Raw genomic sequence first — 17,337 nt, 5'->3', positions numbered from 1 at the left:
TCAAGTCGTCATCAGGGCGTCGACGTGCAGCTCACGGGCCAGCCAGTCCGCTGCCGCGCGCATCCGCGCAGCGCACTGCGCATGGTCGCGACCGGACACGACCATCCCCGCCATGTAGTCGCCGGAAGTGGCAGCGGCGGACAGCTCGTCGCCGGGCCGGACGAACACTTCGAAGTGCTCCACCCAGTCGGCGTCGGGCCGGTTGGGTATGCGCCGCACCACGCCGGCGCGCTTGGGCAGCAGCACCTGCCCGGCCATCCGCCGCGGCGGGCCGACCACGTCCGGCGCGGGCACCGGCAGGCCGACGCTCGCGCGCACCCACGCCGCCGGGAAGTCCACGTCGTACATTGCCTTGAGCAGCGCCTTGATCAGCGCGCCGCCGTTGCGGCTGGCGATCTCGCAGAGCACCAGCCGGTCGTCCGGGGTGCGGAAGACCTCCGCATGGAACGTGCTGCACTGCGGTGTCGGCAGCGCGTCGATCACCGCTGTGGCGAAGGTGATCAGCCGGTCCGCGAGCGGCCCGGGGGCGAGTGTGGCGTCGCATCGCGGCAGACCGTCGCCGAACGAGGCCAGCTGGTACAGGTACTGCGACGGCCAGGCGACGGTAACCTTCCCGTCCCGGATGAAGCCGTCGACGTGGTACATGTCGCCGGGAACGAACGCCTCGACGAGCAGCCGCCTCGGGGCGGCGGTGTAGTCGCCGAACCCGTCGGCCAGCCAGTCGAGCAGCTCGGCCTCGTCCGCGATGATGCGCACGCCGATCGAGGACAGGCCGTCACGCGGCTTCAGGACGAGCGGGTAGCCGTGTTCGCGGGCGAAGGCGAGCACGTCCGTCGCCGTCTCGACCTCGGCGTGCGGCGCGACGGCGATGCCCGCGGTGGTCATCAGCTGTTTCATCCGAAGCTTGTCGCGGTAGCCGTCCGCGCTCGCGACACCCTGCCCGGGCAAGCCGAGCAGCTCGCGCAGTGCGGCAGCACGCTGCAGGTCCAGTTCCTGGCAGGCCACCACGTGACGGATGTCGAAGAGGTCGGCGAGCCCGAGTGCGCGCGCCTCGACGCGGCCGGTGGCGTCGTAGTCCTCGATCGCCTCGACGTACGCGTACCGCCCGCCGGCGCGGGGCGGTGGCTCGCCGCCGAGGTGCTCGGCCGAGGCCAACAGCAGCAGAGGGCCGGGGTAATCGCTCAGCCACTCGTGGTAGGGCCGCAGCGACAGGGGGCCGCGATTGAGGATGAGTACCGTCATGCGAATGACTCCAGTTCCAGGTGGTCCACGAGGAGTTGCCCGTCGGGAAGGCGCAGGGCGTGCACGGCGGCTACCGGCCCCGCACTGTCCGGTAGCGCGTGCAGGACGGCTGTCCCCAGCTCGGTGTCGAGCGGCAGCCTCAGTGGCTCGCCGTCCAGCACTGGCTCGGCCAGCAGGCCGGACAGGTCACGAGTCGTCCGGAGCACGGCCAGGAGCTGCCCGCGGGAGTCGATCCGGTGCGCCACGGGTGAATCCGGCACACGCCGCCGGCGCAGTCGTAGCGGCAGCCCGAGCGAGTTGGCGTGCCGGGCGACGTCCGCCGCGGACCGCACCTCGCGGCCCGGGACGACCGCCACGTCGGCTGCGGCGAGCACGGCCCGGAGCGAGATCAAGTCGATGCAGGCCAGCGCGGCTTCCCGTCCTTGGCCGGGGACGCCCAGGTAGGCACGGAGGCAGGCCGCGCGCAGCAGGTCGGCATAGCCGCTCGCCACGATGGCGGACAGCGGCGTCTCGCGGGCGATGCGGACCGCGGCGAGTTCGACCTCGGTCGAGTCGGTGTAACGGCCGACCTGCACCACTTGCTCGTAGCGGGCGGGCCGTCGGGCGTCGCCGGTCACCCCGACCATCCGCTCGCCTGGGAGCGCGGACGCCCAACGCTCGAGGTCGTCGGCGCTCTCACCCAGCACCAGGACCGTCATCGCACGACCGCCGGTACTTGCGCGGCCGCCGGCTCGCTGTCCCAGATGCTGAGGTACCGCTCGCCCGAGTCGGGGAAGACGGCGGCGATCACCAGTCCGGCCGACGCGGGCCGCCGCGCCACCGCAGACGCGGCGAAAGCAGCCGCGCCGGAGGAGATGCCGACGAACAGCCCGGTGTGCCGGGTCAGGTCACGGGCCGCCTTCGAGGCGTCCTCGTCCCCGACGGTGATCACCTCGTCGATGCAGCTGACGTCGGTGGTGGGTGCCACGAAGCCGCCGTTCAGTCCGGGGATGGCGTGCGGCCCGCCCGGCCCGCCGGACAGTACCGGCGAGCGCTCCGGCTCGACCGCGACCACGAGCACCCGCGGGTTGCGTTCCTTCAGGTAGCGGGCGATGCCGGACAGCGTGCCCCCGGTGCCCACGCCGCAGACGAACACGTCGATGCGCCCCTCGAGGTCTGCCCACAGCTCTGGGCCGGTGGTCGCATAGTGCGCGGCGACGTTGTCCTTGTTCTCGTGCTGGCGGGGGAACCAGGCGCCCGGCGTCCGCGCGGCGATCTCCTCGGCCTGGGCGATGGCGCCGAGGTAACCGGCGGCCTGCGGTGTCTGGACCACTTCGGCGCCGAGCGCGCGCAGCAGGCGTATGCGCTCCACCGTGGCGCTGTCCGGCACCACGATGACGCACCGGTAGCCGCTTGACGCCGCAAGGCCGGCGAGGGCGATCCCGGTGTTTCCCGATGTCGCCTCGACGATGGTGCCGCCCGGGGCCAGGTCGCCACGCGCTTCGGCTGCGCGCAACATGGACAGCGCGGCGCGGTCCTTGACGCTCGAGAGCGGGTTGGCCATCTCCAGCTTCGCCACCACGCTGGCACGTGGCGCGGCGCCGGCGACCGGGATGCGGACAGTGGGGGTGCGGCCGATCAGGTCGGCCAGGCCGGCGGCGACGGGGTGCGCCGTCGGGCGGTGGTCGACCGCCGTACGAATGACCACCGCGTGGCCCGCGGCCTCCGCGCGGCGGGATGCTGTGCAGGAGTCGCCCGCCACCGTGAGGACGTAGCCGAGACGGTCTCCGTTGCGTTGCAGCGGCCACACGACCTGGCCGGGCTCGGCCTTGAGGCTGAGCCGGACGACACCCGGTAGCCGCGCCGCGACGTCTGCGCCGGCGACCGACGTGATCGTGCCGGGCGTCGTGGTGAGGTAGCGGATGGCGGCGGCGCCGCGCGCCTGGGTGTGCAGGGAGCCCACTACCTGCTCGCCGAGGTACTGCCCGATGGCCAGGTCCAGGCAGGAGATGCCGAGGGCGCGGTCGACCAGCTCGGTGATGTTGTCCCCGGCCGGTCGCGGGTTGATCTCCACGAGTTGGGGCCCGTGCTGGGTGATCTTGAGTTCGACATGCGCCAGCCCGAGGTCGAAGCCGACGGCGCGCAGAGCGCTCACTGCGGCGGCACCGCAGTCGGACACCGTCGCCTCCGGCAGCAGGGACGGGAACACGTGCCCCGTCTCGACGAAGTGCACCTGTCCGGTGACGCTCTTGTCCGTCACACCGAGGACGTGGAACCGGTCGCCTTCGGCGAGCACCTCTACGCTGACCTCGAAGCCCTCCAGGCACTCCTCGACCAGCACCGTCGGCACCCGCTTCTGGCCGCGGGAGTTGACCTGCTTGTGCAGGATGTGCAGCACGTGTTCCTCGACCTCGCGGGCGGTCGTACAGCGGACCACGTCGACGCTGCTCGTCTCGTCCACCGGCTTGACCACGCAGGGCAGGCCCAGGTCGGCCGCTGCTTTTCGCGCCTGGGCGACCGTCGCGACCTCACGCCAGGACGGCATCGGCACGCCGTGTCTGGCGCAGCGGGCCCGCATCCGCGCCTTGTTCCGAGCCACGGCGATCGCCTCTGGATCGGGAGCCGGCACGCCGAGCAGGTTGCCGATGCGCGCAGCCGGTACGACGTCGTACTCGCCCATCGTCATGAAGGCGTCGAAGGGGTGTCGGGCGGCCACGTCGCGCACTTTTTGCAGGAGCACGTCGAAGTCGTTGGTCTCGCAGAGGACGACGTCGTCGACGTACTCCTCGAAGTAGTGGGCTGCGCCGGGCACCTCCAGGTAGCGCTGCAGCTCGCGAGTGAAGAAGGTGACCGACAGGCCGCGCTGTTTGGCCAGCCGCAGGCCTTCGAATCCTGATCCGGACAGGTTGCTTTCCAGGACGCCGAGATGCATTGCAGTGTTCCTCTCGAGTTTCATGCCGACCGGGTGGGCAGGAGTTCCAGCGCGTTGTCGGTGGGCTGGGCCAGGTCGGCGCGCGTGCCGACCGGTGCGTAGACGCGACCTGCGGGCGGGACGTCGGCGATCACCACCGCCTGGGCGCCGACCAGTGCACCCGTGCCGATGGTCACGGGGCCAAGGACGGTGGCGTTGCACCCGATCACGACGCGGTCATTGATCTTGGGGTGCCGTCGCTCACCGTCCGGGCGGGCGTTGTCGGACCACCAGCCGACGGCGCCGAGCGTGACTTGGTGGAAGATCGTCACGTCATCTCCGATGACGGCGGTCTCGCCGATGACGACGCCGGATCCGTGGTCGATGAAGACGCGCCGGCCGAGCCTCGCGCCGGGGTGGATCTCGACGCCGGTGCAGGTGCGGGCGATGTTGGCGAGCAGCTTGGCTGCCAGGCGGTGGCCGCGATGGTGCAGCAGGTGGGCGATGCGGTGCGCCCAGATGGCCGGCAGCGCCGGGTGCAGCAGCGCCTCCGGGGCCGACCGGACGGACGGGTCCCGCTCGACGATCATGCGCAGATCCTCGGCAGCGAGGCGGCGCAGGGTGTGCAGGGCTGTGAGCATGTGTGTCTCCGGGTCAGATCGTGGGGGCGAGGGCCAGGCCGCAGAATCGGCGGTGGAAGTAGACGAGCGGCTCTCCGTTCGAAGTGGTGACCTGCTCGACGCGGCCGACGAGGATGGAGTGGTCGCCTCCCGGGTGCGTTTCGTACGTGGAGCACGTCAGCGTGCAGAGCGCGTCGGGCAGGTGCGGCGCGTGCGGGCCCGTGACGAAGTCGGCTCCGGCGAAGCGGTCGACGCCCGCGGTGGCGAAGCGCTCGGCGAGGTACTGGTGCGAGTCGCGCAGGACATTGACCGCGAAGGATGAGGAGCGGATGAACACCTCGTGCGAGGGCGCTTTGCGCGCGATGCAAACCAGGATCAGCGGCGGGTCGGCCGAGAGCGAGCAGACCGCGCTGGCGGTGAACCCGCGTGGCCGCCCGTCCCGGTCGTAGCCGGTGACGATGGAAACGTGTGCCGCGAGGCGGGCCAGGGCCTCGCGGAACTCGGCGGGCCTAACCGACATGGATGCCCTCCTTCACGACGTTGCGGGCGTCAAGCCAGCGGCCTGCGGGCGAGGCGAACGAGCCGGTCGCGGCGTCGTACAGGACCTCGCCGCGGCCGATCGTCTGCATGACCCGACCGGTGAACATCCAGCCGGCGTAGGCGGTCCAGCCGCACTTGGCCTGGATGTCTGACGGTTTGAAAGACCACGTCGCGTCGGCGTCGAAGATCACCAGGTCCGCGTCCAGGCCCTCGGCGAGGCGGCCCTTCACGTCCGCGATGCCGAACAGGTCCGCAGGGTTGGCGCCCATCAGCGTCGCGAGAAGGAGCACCTGCTCGTCCACTGGCTGGGACGGGCGGTGTCGGCGCATCCCCGTGAAGACGGCGGTCGCGAGTTCCTGCACGCCTGGCAGCCCGGGTGGTGCGTCGGCCGCGGGGCGGGTCTTGTCCGCCATCGAGTGGGGGGCGTGGTCGCTGCCCAGCGTGGCCGCCTCGCCGGCGAACACCGCTTCCCACAGCCGCTCCTGGTCGCCGATCTGGCGGATGGCCGGGCTGAGCCGGATCCGCGAGCCGTAGCGGGCGAGGTCGGCGTCGGTGAACGACAGGTGGTGGGCGGTGACCTCGAACGTGATCGGCAGGCCGTCGGCGGCAGCAGCCGAATAGAGGTCGGCCTCCTCGCGGGTCGAGACGTGCACGACATGCGCGTTCGCCCCGGACTGCTCCACGTGGCGGATCACGGACGCCGCGGCGACGATGCCGCCGGTGCGGGGGCGCAGCGACTCGTAGTCCCGGTACTCGGTGGCGCCGGCCCGCCAGCGGTCGAGCAGGTCGAAGACGCCCTGGTGCTCGGCGTGCAGCACCAACCGGATGCCGGCCTCGGCGGCGGTGGCGAAGATCCGGCGAAGCTGCTCTTCGGTGCGCGCGACGTGCGGCGCGCAGAGGTGGCCGGCCATGAAGACCTTGGCGCTGACCGCTTCCCGTGGCGTCGCCGTCGCCATCAACTCCGGGCGCTCAGGGTCCACGCCCAGATGAAAGCGGAAGTCCACCAGCGAGGATTCGCCGACCATCTTCGCCTTCGCCGCCGCCGCCGCCGGATCGAACAGGGGCGGCACGGTGTTCGGCATGTCGATCACCGTGGTCACACCGCCGGCCACGGCCGCACGGCTGCCATGCGCCCAGTCCTCCTTGTGTGTCAGGCCGGGCGTGCGGAAGTGCACGTGCGAGTCGATCAGGCCGGGAAGCACGTACTTGGCGCCGGCATCGATGCGGCGCACCGCGGCCGGCTGCGGCCCGGTGGGCAGTATCTGCTCTATCCGGCCGTTGCGGACGGTGACAGTGCCCTCGACCACGCCGTGCGGCAGCACGAGCCGGCCGCTCACGGCGAGGTCGGCGGGGTTCAGGCGGTCCATGCGGCGCTCACCAACTCCCGGCACAGCTCATTCGTGGGGCCCATGAGGGCGATGGCACGCGCGTCCCGGGCCAGCGCGTTGACCCGGTGCGACTGCAGGTAGCCGGCGCTGCCGAGCAGGCGCTGCGCCTGGGCGCAGATCTCCTCCGTCTCGGCGGACGCGAACAGCTTGCTGTAGAGCACGGTCGTGCCGGGGTTGGCACTGTCGCGGCGCCCTGCTCGCTCGATGCACCCGCGAACGGCCTCCAGGCGCGCGGCGAGGTCCACGAGGCGGTACTGCGTGGCCTGGCTCGTGCCCGCCTTGGCGAGGTGCGCCTCGACACAGTCCCAGGCCGCCTCGGCAATGCCGAGGGACACGGCTCCTAGCGTTGCGCCGGACTCCCGGACTCCCCGGATGATCGTCGCCGCGATGCCCGCGCCGCCCAGCACGTTGTCCGAGGGCAACACGCAGCCGTTCAGTCGCACTGAGCCGGTAGCGGACCTGCGCATGCCGTCCATGTCGACGTGACTGCCGACGCTCAGCCCAGGCGTGGCGGCCGGGACGAGGAACAGCGTCTGGCCACTCGAGCCGTACACCGTATCGTCGTCGCCGGACTGCTCGCTCTGGGCGAGTACCAGGTAGAGGTCCGCGATCCCGGCTCCCGTGACGAATGCCTTGGTGCCGGTCAGCGCCCACCCGCCTGTGTGCTGCTCGGCGGTCGTTGTGAGCGACTTCTTCGCCGCGCCTGCACCCGTCTCGCTCCATGCGGAGGCGGCGAGCCACTCGCCGGAGGCGAGCCGGGGCAGGATGGCCGCCTTCTGCGCGACCGTGCCCCACTCGGTGATGCGCGCGCTGACGGCCAGGTGCTGGAACAGGACGATCCCGAGTGAGGGATCGCGCCGGGCGAGGTCGGTGACGGCGCGGTTGGCCTGCACGGCGTCGCCGCCGCGCCCGCCGTACACGCGTGGGATGACCGTCCCGAGCACGCCCGAGGCGCGCAGCGCGGCGACGCTCTCGGCGCTGGGCCTGGCGGTTTCCTGAAGGGTGGCGGTCATGCCGCAACCTCCTTGATCGTGTCGTTGAGGACTAGGTCGAGTGAGATCGGCTGGAGGTAGCTCGCCCGCTTGCCGCTGACGCTGATCCACGCCAGTCGCGGGTTGTCGCTGGGCCCGATCAGCGCAGGACGGCCCACGACGACCCCGTCGGGCGTTTCCATGGCGACTGAGCCGGTGCCGCAGCCGGCCTCCTGCGCGACCTCGTGCGCGACGGTGCCTTGGATGACCGAGGCGACGGCGAGGCAGGTGGCGCCGGTGAGAGCCAGCGTCGGGTGCCACTTCGGCACTGACATCGCCCGGACGGTGACGTGCCCGGCGGTGAAGTGGTCGACCGCGGCGATCTTCGGGAAGACGCTGGTCGCTGGGAACCCCCAGCGGGTTGCGGCGGCCGCGCGGATGTCCACGAGGGCCTGGAACAGCTCCGGGTCGTCGGCGAACAGCTGGTCCTTGCTCGTGACCCCGAGTTCGCGGGCACGGACGAACACGTAGGGGTTGCCCATGGAAACCAGCGAGACCCGGTGGAGGGTGCTGCCCACTCTCAGCGTGTCGAGCATTGCGCCGGTGGGCAGGAAGGATGCCGGATCGGCGTCCGGCTCCTCGAGGAAGTGGACGGTGACATTGCCGCCCGAGCGGTGAAGCTCGTCCACCTCGCACACCACGGTGTCGGCGTTGTTCTCGACGTGCACGCGCACCCGGTGACTTGGGGCGAGCTGCGGGATCCAGCCGAGCCGGTTGGCGACGAACGTCGCGGCCACGATGGAGTGTCCGCAGCTGCCGACCAGGTCGAAGGCGTCGCCTCGTCGGCCTGGGATGCACTGCACGAACCGGTAGGTCAGGTCGAACATGGGGTGCGCTGCTGGGGCGAGCAGCGCGATCTTCAGCACGTCCGGGTGCCCGGCTGCGGCCAGCTGGGGGCGGACGTGTGCGAGCACGTCGAGCAGGGCGTTGTGTTCCTGCGGGAGCTGGCGGCTGTCGAGGACGAGCGTTGGGCACGGCGCCCCTTCCGCTGCCGCGATGTGGCCGATCACGAGGCAACCTCCAGCAACTCCGGCTGGGGGCGGCGGCCCGCGGTCCTGACACAGAACTGGTCGGTCCACGTCTCGAAGATGAGCAGGGACCAGATGGCCATCGCGACGGCGTCGTTCGGGCGCTGGCGCTGCGTGGCGAGCAGCTGGGACACCGCCCGGCCGTCGAGCAGGCCGCGCCGGTTCATCCGGTCGGCGTGCAGCATGTCTTCGGCGTAGGTCATCAGCGGGGTGCCGGCGCGGAGCATCGCGTTGACAGGCAGGGTGAACGGCTGCTTGGGCCGCTTCAGCACGCTGGCCGGCAGCTGCCCCTGGGCGGCCCGGTAGAGCACCTTCTTCACGCCGTCCGCGTCGATCTTCTGCCCCACCGGGAGGGAGGCGGCGAGGTCCACGACGTTGCGCTGGCAGAACGGCAGCCGGGCCTCGACGCCGTGCGCCATGCTGAGGTGGTCCACCCGGCGCAGGTGGTAGGCCGGCAGCCGGTGACCGATCTCCACCTCGCTCAGGACGTCCATCCTCGGGCGGCTCTGGCACAGGATGTCGGCCAAGTCGTCCCGGCCGGTGCGCAGCGACGAGATGTACATCCGGTAGTCGCGGGAGTACAGCGCGAACCGGGCCTCGGACTTCACCGCGGCCAGCGCTTCCAGGTAAGGGATGCGCCACTCGCCGGTCGCCAGAACCGCCTGGCGCAGCCGGTCATAACCGCCGAACATCTCGTCGGACGCGTCGCCCGTCAGCGCCACCTTGAAGCCCGCCTCCCGGACGGCCCGGAACAGCGCGTAGGTGCTGAGAGTGATGGGGTCGACGTTGGGCTGGCCGAGGTGCCACACGACGTCCGGGAGCATGTCGGGGAAGGTGCGTGGGTCGATCTCGACCTGGTGGTGGGTGGTGCCGGCGGCGTCGGCGACCTCCTGCGCGAAGTGCCGCTCCTCGCCCGGCCACACGCCCTTGTAGGCGATGTTGAAGGTGTGCAGGTCCGGCACGGAGCGCTTGGCCAGTACCGTCACGAAACTGGAGTCCAGCCCGCCGCTGGTGATCGCGCAGACAGGGACGTCCGCATGCGTGAGCGCGTCCACCGCACGGGCCAGCTCGCCGTGCACGACCTCGGCCGGCGCGGCCGCGGCGTGCGGCGTCGGTTCGGGAAGCTCCCGTGTGCGGCGGATGATCCGCAGCCCGTCCTGCACGCTGACCACCGCGGTGGTCGAGGTCGGCAGCGCCTTGATGTCGGCGAACATCGTCTGCTCGCCGAAGGGCACCTTGGTGGCCAGGTATTCCTCGAGGCTGGGTAGCCACAGGTCCGTGCCGACCGCGCTGAAGCACAGCAGGCCGGGGATCTCCGAGGCGAAGTAGAAGTCGCCGGTGCGCTGGTCCCAGTGGTAGTACAGGGACTTCATCCCAGCCTCGTCCGTCGCCAGGACGAGCGTGGGCGCCGCGCGAAGGTCGACGACGGCGATCGCGAACATCCCGTCCAGCAGGTCGGCGAACGACAGGCCGAATTCGTGGTACAGCGCCGGGATGATCGACCCGTCACAGTCCTGGTCGAAGACGTAACCGCGGCGGCGCAGGTCGCGGCGCAGATCGGCGTGGTTGTAGATCTCTCCGTTGAAGACCGCGACGACGTCGCCAAGGCGGTACGGCTGGTGCCCATGGGCGGGATCCATGATCGCGAGACGGTTGTTGCCGAGGCTCCACCCGTCGCCGGTGACGACGGTCTGGGCGTCCGGCCCACCGTGGCGCTGCGCTGCGGCCGCAAGACGCGTCGCGTAGTGCGCAGGCCGTGGGCCGAAGTGGCCGAAGATGCGGCACATGGTCAGATCACCTCGCAGGACAGTCCTGCTGCGTCGTAGAGGAAGGTGTCGAACGGCGTCGGGCCGCCGCACGTGACGAAGCGGCGGGCTCCCGGCCCGTCGTACGGGTTGCGGGCTCCGTGCAGGACGGTGGGCGGGGCGAACAGAATGTCGCCGTCCGAGACGTCCACCCACCGGTCGCGCAAGTACATCTGCCCGCTGCCCTCGAAGGCGACGAACGCGTCCTCGCTGTGCTGGTGCAGGTGCACGCTGAACGTCTCGCCGGGCTGCTGGATGCCGCAGTGCAGGCATAGCGCGGCACTGCCGGTGCCCGGCCAGAAGACGAAGTTCATCGTGGCGCGGCGGCCTGCTGGGCTGACCTCACCGGTGCCGGCGAACTCCTTGAGCTGCGTTGCGTCGTCCCACAGCGTGTCGAAGCGCCGCGGAGTGCGGCTGCGGGGGCGCGCGTCGTCCAGCACGTGTTGCCAGACGTACAGCGTCATGTCCTCGTCGGCGCGGATACTGGCGCTGCTGCCAGTGGGGCAGTAGAGCGCCGAAGCGCGGCCCATCCACTGTTGGGCGCGGTCCACCGTCCCCATCCCCGTGCCGGTCGCGACGAGGGCCACACGCTCGGTCTTTGAGCGGCTCACCGCCCAGGTCGCGTGCGCGGGCACCCGGACCACGTCCAGGGTGACCAACCGCGCACCGAGGTGCGGACCGACGGCGCGAGCGGTGAGCAAGTCGCCGTCCGGCTCGAAGCGGAGGTGTGCAGCGCGGACAATGGCCCCGCCTGTCATCGTGGCCGTCATTCGGTCGCTCCGGCCGTGAGGAGCGCGGACTCGAGGGCGGCCACGGTGGTATCCACGAGTTGCTCGATCTGAAACAGTGCCTCCGCGTCGGCCAGCTCGCCGCTCGGGGAGCACTTGCGCAACGCGTCACCAATGGCGACGAGCGGCTCGTACTCAACGACGCTGCATCCGCAACGGGCGAGCACCATGCGCAGCTGCTGCTGTGAGTCCGCAGCGCCGAGCCGTCCTGGGGAGGCGCTCATCGTGGCGACGAGCTTGCCGTCCAGGACGCTGGCACCGGCGGGCCGCGACAGCCAGTCGAGCAGGTTCTTCAGCACCCCGGGCGGCGCTCCGTTGTACGCGGGGGTGCTGATGATCAGGGCGTCCGCGACGCGTACCGCCTCTCGGGCGGCATGGACGGGATGCGGCGTGCCGGCAGCCTCCACGTCACCGTCGTAGAAGGGCAGGACCAGCGGCAGCAGGCCGGTCGTGACGACGCGCGGGTCTCGTTCGGCGGAGCGACGGGCCGCCCGGATGGCCGCCGAGTTGGCCGAGTCCTGGCGCAGGCTGCCCGAGACGAACAGCAGGCTACTCATGCGACACCGCCCAGCATCTGCGATTCGCCGGCGAGCCGGCGGAGGCACTCGCGGCGCATGGTCGCCTTGAGCAGGCGCGCCACCTCCTCGCGCCCGGCGGCGTCCGTGCTTGTCTCGATCAGCTTCAGCCAGGTGGTCTGGGCGGCGTCCTCGGTGTCCTCGCGGGACAGCTGGTACTCCGCACCCACGCATTGGAGTTGCCGGTTGTATTCGGCGAACAGTTTGTGCCAAGCCTTGTCGCTGTTGCGTATCATCGGGTGCCTCCCTGAGATGCTGTGGTGATGCCGATTCGAGAAGTCTTGGAATAAATAAGTTCCAGGGAATTCCGTCGGCTAAATCCGTGACAATGCGAGACGGCGAGTCCCGAAGTGCTTAGTCATGGGATTCTCCATCCGGTATAGCGGTATCCTCCGATCTGTCCTGCGGAATGAAGTCGAAGAGATGTGCTCGGTGAAATATGCGCTCAGCTCTGCATTATTTCGGGTGGGCTTTCGTATTCGGCTTCACGTCAAAGTCAACCTGCCCGGACTACCCACGTCACGTCACGACGATGCGTGACTTGACAGGCGAAATCGATCTTGATAAGTGGCCATGTGGGCGATTTCGATTTTCGCCGAGATCGTCAAGTGATATATCCGGGAAAGGCGCACCTGCCCCGTCCGCGACGACCCCTCCGAAACCCTGAAAAGCAACCGCCAGATCCACTGTTCACCGACCTGCCGCAAGGATGCGGAGCGCAGACGCGACCAGGCTCGCGCTGAAGACCGGGCTCGTCGGCTCGGAGAGTCCGCAAACCGGCCCTCACTGCCGGAGATGCCACCGCAGCCCAATCCGGTCAGCCGACCCTCATCACGCCAACCGATCCTGGAACGCGACCCGTGTCGCCGACGCTCGCGCTTTCGCCGCCGCCTTGGCGCAGACGGCGGCTTCCCTTCCCGGACGCCTGCGCTCCCAGGGGTTGTGGGCAGATTGGGTCAGCGGCAGCCGCACCCTGTTGATCCGCCGCCTCTTGCTGCAATTCGCCTCCCGCGCGGGCCCCGACGCGGCGGCCGTCCTGTCCAACGCCCGTGTCGACCTCGATGAAGATCTCGACGACCTCCTCGGCCCCGACGCCTGCACCCTGCTGTGGCGCACCATCCGGGCCTTTGTCTGGGGGTGGGGTGCGTGGGGTGTTTGTTTGAGCTGTCACCTGCGTGGATGCTCTGACTGCAAGGGCGGGGTGGGTGCAGGCCGGTGGTGGTTGTGCTTGGTGGGTAGAGCGAATCTTTGTGGGGGAGCGGGCTGTTTCTGTGGTGATCGGCGTGGAATGGTGGGTGGTTGCCGATTCCCGGACCTACGACTTGCAGCAGGAAGCTTCGGCATATCTGGCATCGTTGCGGGCTCGTGGGTGTTCGCCGAACACCGAGCGTGCTTACGCAGGCCGTGTCGCCCTCGGTGGTGGGGGATTTCCTGCGGTTCGGCGCCGCGCACGGCTGGGTGCCCGGCTTGCACGACCGAGTTGTTTGTCGCAGCCGAAGCTGCTGCGGTTCATTCCGCCGTGATATGACGCCGGGGAATGGGGGGGGCAGCGGTGTCATATCGAGACGGTCTCGTTCCGTTTCAAGGTCGCCGAGCCGGACTGCGATGGACGATCTCGGTGATCGCTCGGCGTCTGGGTCGGAATCGAGCAACGATCTGCGCATACTTGGCCAAATGGGTTAGTCCGGGGTAGGGGATTCGTCAGGCTCAATATATTTTCGTTCCGTACCTCGAACACTGCCGTCTTCGCCTATCGGACGCTCCCCGTCTCCGGGCTGCAACGCTCTTCGATTAAATCGTGGTCATGGGATATCGTGGTGCCTATTCCGCATTCATCCAGGCGCTTCGAGGGCGGCGATTGAGACCGAACTGCGAACCGCGCCGGAAATCCGAGGGCCGGGATTTAGCAGTGATTAGCCTCGATCTTTCGTGACGGCCCGCCGGTTTCTTCGGGGGCCGTTTCGGTTGTCCGGCCTGGTGGTGGGCACGTCAGCGTCCCGGCTGTCGCGTCGGGTGGGCGCCGGGTTCCACGGCTCCGGTTGGGTGGTGCTGCCGGTAGGGACGGGTGGTCGCTGGTTAGCCGGGGTGCGGCAGGGACGCGAGTCGTTGCAGTGCGTCGATGATCTCGCCGGTCCAGGGCCAGTGGGCCGCGAGCCGGAGGATGCGGCGCCGTCCGGTGGTGACCAACTGGGCGGCGGCGCAGAACAGCCGCAGTCGCAGGCGGTGGGGCTCCCACAGCCGGGCGGGGCCGGTCAGGGCGAGCATCGGCATCCAGGCCAGCAGGTCGAGGGCGATCTGGACTATCTCCAGCCAGATCTGGTTCTGTGCGCGTCGTGGAGGGGCAGGTTGCGCAGTCCGGTGGCGCGGGCGGCGCGGATGCGGTCCTCGGCGCGGGCCCGCTGGCGGTGCCGCAGCTCCAGTGCACGATCGGAACGTTCTTGGCGTTGGTGGCGAACGCCGTCAGGCGCATGCTGTCGGCATCGTTGAAGCGCAACTGGGCGCCGGGATGCGGGCGTTCCTTGCGGACGATCAGCCGCATGCCCTCCGGCCAGCCGTCCAGCACATCTCCGGCGAGTTCGGCGACCCAGGCACCGTCACGGATCTCACCGCCGGGTTCGACGGCCGATGTCCACGCCGGGGCGGGAACCTGCAGCACCGTCTGATGGATCTGCTCGGTGATGGTCATGCCCACCGAGTACGACAGCCACCGACCGCGAGCGGTGAGCCAGTCGAGGAACTTGTGGGTACCGCCGGCGGAGTCGGTGCGGATCAGGGTGCGTCGGCCGCGCCTGAACTTTCTCGGCAGCTGGGCCAGCGCCAGGCGGGTGGTCTCGATGTGGTCCGTGGCGGTGTTGCTGCCTGCCCTGCCCGGCCGCAGCAGCCCCGCGACCGGCTCCCCGGTGCCGCCGCGCCCGTGGTCGACGAAGGCCATGAGCGGGTGGTGGCCATAGGTCTTCTTCCAGGTCCGCGTGGCATCTTCCTTGTCGGAATGGGCTAGCACCAGCACGCCGTCGATGTCCACGATCACCTGCCCGTCGGCGTGCGGAGCGGCGGGCCCGGCCAACTGCCAGATGCAGTTGCGAGCTTCGGCCCGTGCGGAGCGGATCGCGGCCAGTGCCCGAGAGCCCGCTGCGGCGAGAGTGTCGACCAAGCGGGAGACGGTCGGGTGAGAGGCCACCGGCCCGAAGACCTCCGGCTCGGCCCGCAGCATCGCGACATCGGCCAGGCAGTCCCCGCCCAGGGCGGTCACCAGCGCAAGGTCCAGCAGGATCTTGCCCGGATCGTGCACCGCTCGCGGCTTGCACCACGGCGCGAGCGCCGCCGACAACGCGGCATCCACACCACTCTTGCGAGCCGTCTCCACCAACAGGACCGCCCCGGCTTGCGAGACCACTGCACGGCCGTTGCCCTCGACTCGGACAGGCGGGTACGACCCGCTACGCTTCTTCACCCGGGGAGTGCTTCTCTCTTGGCGACGAACAGGACCTTCGACAAGCCCTATCATCCCAGCTCAGAGGCACTTCTCGCTTATTTGATCACCACTCGGACGGCCCCCGCCGCCCCGGCCCTTCCGTGACCTGCGACCCGTGCGGGGTGTTCGCCTGGGGGTGCTGTCGTGTTGGCGGTTGATGCGACAGCACCCCGGAGCGAAGCGCCTCAGTCCGTGCCGGGCGCGTTGTTGCAGAGAGCAGCTTGGCCCGCCAGGCCGGTTGTGCACACCATGGGGCTCTTGCCGATCGCCTCAGCGTCGGCGCGTGCTTGCTCAGGTGAGGCGGGCAGCCGGTGCGGGGGTGCGCAGTCCATGCTGGCCACCCCGAGGACGTCCGTCGAGCAGTACATCAACTCGCCGTGGAGGGCGCCGGATTCCCACCAGTTCCCGCCCTGGGCGGTGGCAGGGCCGACCAGTGCCATAGTGGCACTGGTAGTCAGCCCAATGGCAGTGAGCATCCGGGGCAGTTTCCGCATAAGAACTCCTTACAGGCGAGGAGAAAGGGTGCACCTAGAGCCTCCAGCACCTCCCGCTGCTGTAGGTGGACGCCACCCAATCGAGGGCGCGGTGACTAGCTCAGATGAGATGCGGATTGTCCTTCCGCATGACAGGCGACATGTCCATGGCAGGAGCGGTCAGACCTGTTAGCCAGGCTGCCACAGTGATCGAGTCATCCACACGGCGTTGATCGAAAACGTGGCAGAGCTCCCGCCCGTCGTCGTGAGCGACCTGTTCGGGATCCACATCAACACGGCCACCGCCTGGGCGGGATACGCACAGGACAGCTGGGCCGGTTGCCTCGCGGCCCGCCAGGCGTTCCGGTCCTGAACCGGCTACGAGCCGTGACGGTGGCGGCGGGGGAGCTGGCCTGCTCGGCGGGCGTACAGCACGCTGTGACTCCGGTTCGCCCAGTGGCCGACGGCTCGCGAGGTAGTCGCACCCGAAGTACTACGACAGCACCGGGCGGCGACTGGCACTTGGCGAGGCACCCAAACCCCTCCGGTCAGCAAGGGGTCCGATGCCGTAGCGCCGACCCCCTGGGTCATTGACCGTGGAGAGCCGGTGAATTGCTCACCGTCGTGGGCAGAGGCTTTCCCGTCCGACCGGTCCCTGCGGGGCCTGTGCCGACCGGGCATGACAGGCGGTTCGACTCCGGGGTGCGCAGGGTGGCGCCGTCAGCTGTACTGGGAGAAGCGGCCGTAATGCGGCTGTGTGCAAGGACAGCCACGACCTGGAGGTTCGCGCATGCGCTTCGCTACCGCCTTTACAGTCGGAACTCTGAGTGCGGGCCTGCTCGCCGGCCCGGCCAATGCCGCCCCAAGTGCGCTGATGCAGGATTCGTGTACCGTCGCGCAGCAGGCGGCGGAGAAGGCCGGAGCCGACTATCACGCAGCGGCCCGCGACTACCTTGCCCAGATCAACGCTGGCGGCCATCCGGGCACGGCGGAGAGAGACCATCTCGCCCAGCTCAAAGCGGAGGCCAACAAGCTCGCCGCACAGGCTGCCCGGGCGTGCCCGGGGACGTAGTTCCCAGGCACACGCCCGGACGGGGCTCGCCGCCCCCGGAGCCTTCGAGCTGCTGCCCATCATCGGGCATATGCGCAGGGCGCGCCTGGTCAAGCCCAACCTTGCGGACCGTCTCCACCAGCAGGACCGAGACGGCCTGACGGCCGTCAGCCCATACGCGCACACGCGGGTAGAGCCCGATGGGCGGCTTCACCTGGAAAGTGCCTCCGACAAGGTCGGGATAAGGAACCTCAGCAATCCTAATTCTCGCTGGTCAGGGGCACCTTCGCTTGCTCGTTCCCCCATTGGACAGCCCGTTTCATGAAAGCGCGAGGTTAGTACTCCAGCCGGACTTCTGTATTTCTGCTGGTCAACGGCTTGGCGGTGGGGAGTGTAGCGGGGGTGCGGCATGCGTGGGACGGTCTTGGGCAGGT

15 protein-coding genes and 2 pseudogenes are annotated in these 17,337 nt (G+C 69.6%); 2 read left to right on the top strand and 15 right to left on the bottom strand.

The window, feature by feature from the left end; all coding sequences use genetic code 11:
• The 15 genes and pseudogenes from AB0L75_RS40575 to AB0L75_RS40505 all read right to left on the bottom strand — a co-directional run bounded on the left by AB0L75_RS40575 (position 1) and on the right by AB0L75_RS40505 (position 15,819).
• Positions 1-1,242: a hypothetical protein gene (locus tag AB0L75_RS40575; protein WP_365191299.1), complete on the bottom strand. Its 1,242-nt coding sequence runs from the start codon at positions 1,240-1,242 to the stop codon at positions 1-3.
• Positions 1,239-1,940, bottom strand: a complete 702-nt coding sequence (locus tag AB0L75_RS40570) for a hypothetical protein (RefSeq protein ID WP_365191298.1) — start codon at positions 1,938-1,940, stop codon at positions 1,239-1,241. Before AB0L75_RS40570 ends, AB0L75_RS40575 begins: the two co-directional genes overlap by 4 nt.
• Positions 1,937-2,923, bottom strand: coding sequence for a cysteine synthase family protein (locus AB0L75_RS40565; protein WP_365191320.1), 987 nt, complete (start codon positions 2,921-2,923; stop codon positions 1,937-1,939). Before AB0L75_RS40565 ends, AB0L75_RS40570 begins: the two co-directional genes overlap by 4 nt.
• A 3-nt stretch (positions 2,924-2,926) precedes the next feature.
• A pseudogene (locus AB0L75_RS40560) lies at positions 2,927-4,153 on the bottom strand (ATP-grasp domain-containing protein); the annotation flags it as partial.
• Between the two features lie 20 nt (positions 4,154-4,173).
• The gene (gene epsC, locus AB0L75_RS40555) at positions 4,174-4,773 is read right to left on the bottom strand and encodes a serine O-acetyltransferase EpsC (RefSeq protein ID WP_365191297.1); all 600 of its coding nucleotides are present in this window, start codon (positions 4,771-4,773) and stop codon (positions 4,174-4,176) included.
• Between the two features lie 13 nt (positions 4,774-4,786).
• On the bottom strand, positions 4,787-5,272 hold the full coding sequence (locus AB0L75_RS40550; protein WP_365191296.1) for a flavin reductase family protein: 486 nt from the start codon (positions 5,270-5,272) through the stop codon (positions 4,787-4,789).
• Positions 5,262-6,659 (bottom strand): dihydroorotase family protein, encoded by a 1,398-nt coding sequence (locus AB0L75_RS40545; RefSeq protein ID WP_365191295.1) that lies wholly within the window; start codon positions 6,657-6,659, stop codon positions 5,262-5,264. Before AB0L75_RS40545 ends, AB0L75_RS40550 begins: the two co-directional genes overlap by 11 nt.
• The gene (locus AB0L75_RS40540) at positions 6,647-7,693 is read right to left on the bottom strand and encodes an acyl-CoA dehydrogenase family protein (RefSeq protein WP_365191294.1); all 1,047 of its coding nucleotides are present in this window, start codon (positions 7,691-7,693) and stop codon (positions 6,647-6,649) included. The genes AB0L75_RS40545 and AB0L75_RS40540 overlap by 13 nt, the downstream gene beginning before the upstream one ends.
• Positions 7,690-8,721 carry a PrpF domain-containing protein gene (locus tag AB0L75_RS40535; protein WP_365191293.1) on the bottom strand — a complete coding sequence of 344 codons (1,032 nt, stop codon included), beginning with the start codon at positions 8,719-8,721 and terminating at the stop codon, positions 7,690-7,692. Before AB0L75_RS40535 ends, AB0L75_RS40540 begins: the two co-directional genes overlap by 4 nt.
• Positions 8,718-10,526: an asparagine synthase (glutamine-hydrolyzing) gene (gene asnB / locus AB0L75_RS40530; protein WP_365191292.1), complete on the bottom strand. Its 1,809-nt coding sequence runs from the start codon at positions 10,524-10,526 to the stop codon at positions 8,718-8,720. The genes AB0L75_RS40535 and asnB overlap by 4 nt, the downstream gene beginning before the upstream one ends.
• Before the next feature lie 2 nt (positions 10,527-10,528).
• Positions 10,529-11,314: a cupin domain-containing protein gene (locus AB0L75_RS40525; protein ID WP_365191291.1), complete on the bottom strand. Its 786-nt coding sequence runs from the start codon at positions 11,312-11,314 to the stop codon at positions 10,529-10,531.
• Positions 11,311-11,889, bottom strand: a complete 579-nt coding sequence (locus tag AB0L75_RS40520; protein ID WP_365191290.1) for an NADPH-dependent FMN reductase — start codon at positions 11,887-11,889, stop codon at positions 11,311-11,313. The genes AB0L75_RS40525 and AB0L75_RS40520 overlap by 4 nt, the downstream gene beginning before the upstream one ends.
• The gene (locus AB0L75_RS40515) at positions 11,886-12,143 is read right to left on the bottom strand and encodes a hypothetical protein (RefSeq protein WP_365191289.1); all 258 of its coding nucleotides are present in this window, start codon (positions 12,141-12,143) and stop codon (positions 11,886-11,888) included. Before AB0L75_RS40515 ends, AB0L75_RS40520 begins: the two co-directional genes overlap by 4 nt.
• Positions 12,144-13,983: 1,840 nt before the next feature.
• Positions 13,984-15,358: pseudogene (locus AB0L75_RS40510) on the bottom strand (IS1380 family transposase).
• Positions 15,359-15,564: 206 nt separating this feature from the next.
• Positions 15,565-15,819: a hypothetical protein gene (locus tag AB0L75_RS40505; protein WP_365191288.1), complete on the bottom strand. Its 255-nt coding sequence runs from the start codon at positions 15,817-15,819 to the stop codon at positions 15,565-15,567.
• A 274-nt stretch (positions 15,820-16,093) separates the two neighbouring features.
• Between AB0L75_RS40505 and AB0L75_RS40500 the strand changes: the two genes are divergently transcribed.
• Entirely contained in the window at positions 16,094-16,225 is a 132-nt protein-coding gene (locus AB0L75_RS40500) for a hypothetical protein (protein ID WP_365191287.1), read from the top strand.
• A 417-nt stretch (positions 16,226-16,642) separates the two neighbouring features.
• A complete protein-coding gene (locus tag AB0L75_RS40495; protein ID WP_365191286.1) occupies positions 16,643-16,924 on the top strand; it encodes a hypothetical protein in 282 nt (93 codons plus the stop codon).
• Positions 16,925-17,337: the final 413 nt, after the last annotated feature.

This window comes from Streptomyces sp. NPDC052101 (assembly GCF_040680235.1).
GTDB lineage: Bacteria > Actinomycetota > Actinomycetes > Streptomycetales > Streptomycetaceae > Streptomyces.
Note: the sequence above shows the minus strand (reverse complement) of the source record. Positions and strands in the feature narration are given on the sequence as shown.

What these genes read in the sequence shown, in the direction of transcription:
- AB0L75_RS40575 (WP_365191299.1), bottom strand. Translation starts at nt 1,242, where the DNA reads ATGACGGTACTCATCCTCAATCGCGGCCCCCTGTCGCTGCGGCCCTAC.
- AB0L75_RS40570 (WP_365191298.1), bottom strand. Translation starts at nt 1,940, where the DNA reads ATGACGGTCCTGGTGCTGGGTGAGAGCGCCGACGACCTCGAGCGTTGG.
- epsC (WP_365191297.1), bottom strand. Translation starts at nt 4,773, where the DNA reads ATGCTCACAGCCCTGCACACCCTGCGCCGCCTCGCTGCCGAGGATCTG.
- AB0L75_RS40550 (WP_365191296.1), bottom strand. Translation starts at nt 5,272, where the DNA reads ATGTCGGTTAGGCCCGCCGAGTTCCGCGAGGCCCTGGCCCGCCTCGCG.
- AB0L75_RS40545 (WP_365191295.1), bottom strand. Translation starts at nt 6,659, where the DNA reads ATGGACCGCCTGAACCCCGCCGACCTCGCCGTGAGCGGCCGGCTCGTG.
- AB0L75_RS40540 (WP_365191294.1), bottom strand. Translation starts at nt 7,693, where the DNA reads ATGACCGCCACCCTTCAGGAAACCGCCAGGCCCAGCGCCGAGAGCGTC.
- asnB (WP_365191292.1), bottom strand. Translation starts at nt 10,526, where the DNA reads ATGTGCCGCATCTTCGGCCACTTCGGCCCACGGCCTGCGCACTACGCG.
- AB0L75_RS40525 (WP_365191291.1), bottom strand. Translation starts at nt 11,314, where the DNA reads ATGACGGCCACGATGACAGGCGGGGCCATTGTCCGCGCTGCACACCTC.
- AB0L75_RS40520 (WP_365191290.1), bottom strand. Translation starts at nt 11,889, where the DNA reads ATGAGTAGCCTGCTGTTCGTCTCGGGCAGCCTGCGCCAGGACTCGGCC.
- AB0L75_RS40515 (WP_365191289.1), bottom strand. Translation starts at nt 12,143, where the DNA reads ATGATACGCAACAGCGACAAGGCTTGGCACAAACTGTTCGCCGAATAC.
- AB0L75_RS40505 (WP_365191288.1), bottom strand. Translation starts at nt 15,819, where the DNA reads ATGGCACTGGTCGGCCCTGCCACCGCCCAGGGCGGGAACTGGTGGGAA.
- AB0L75_RS40495 (WP_365191286.1), top strand. Translation starts at nt 16,643, where the DNA reads ATGCGCTTCGCTACCGCCTTTACAGTCGGAACTCTGAGTGCGGGCCTG.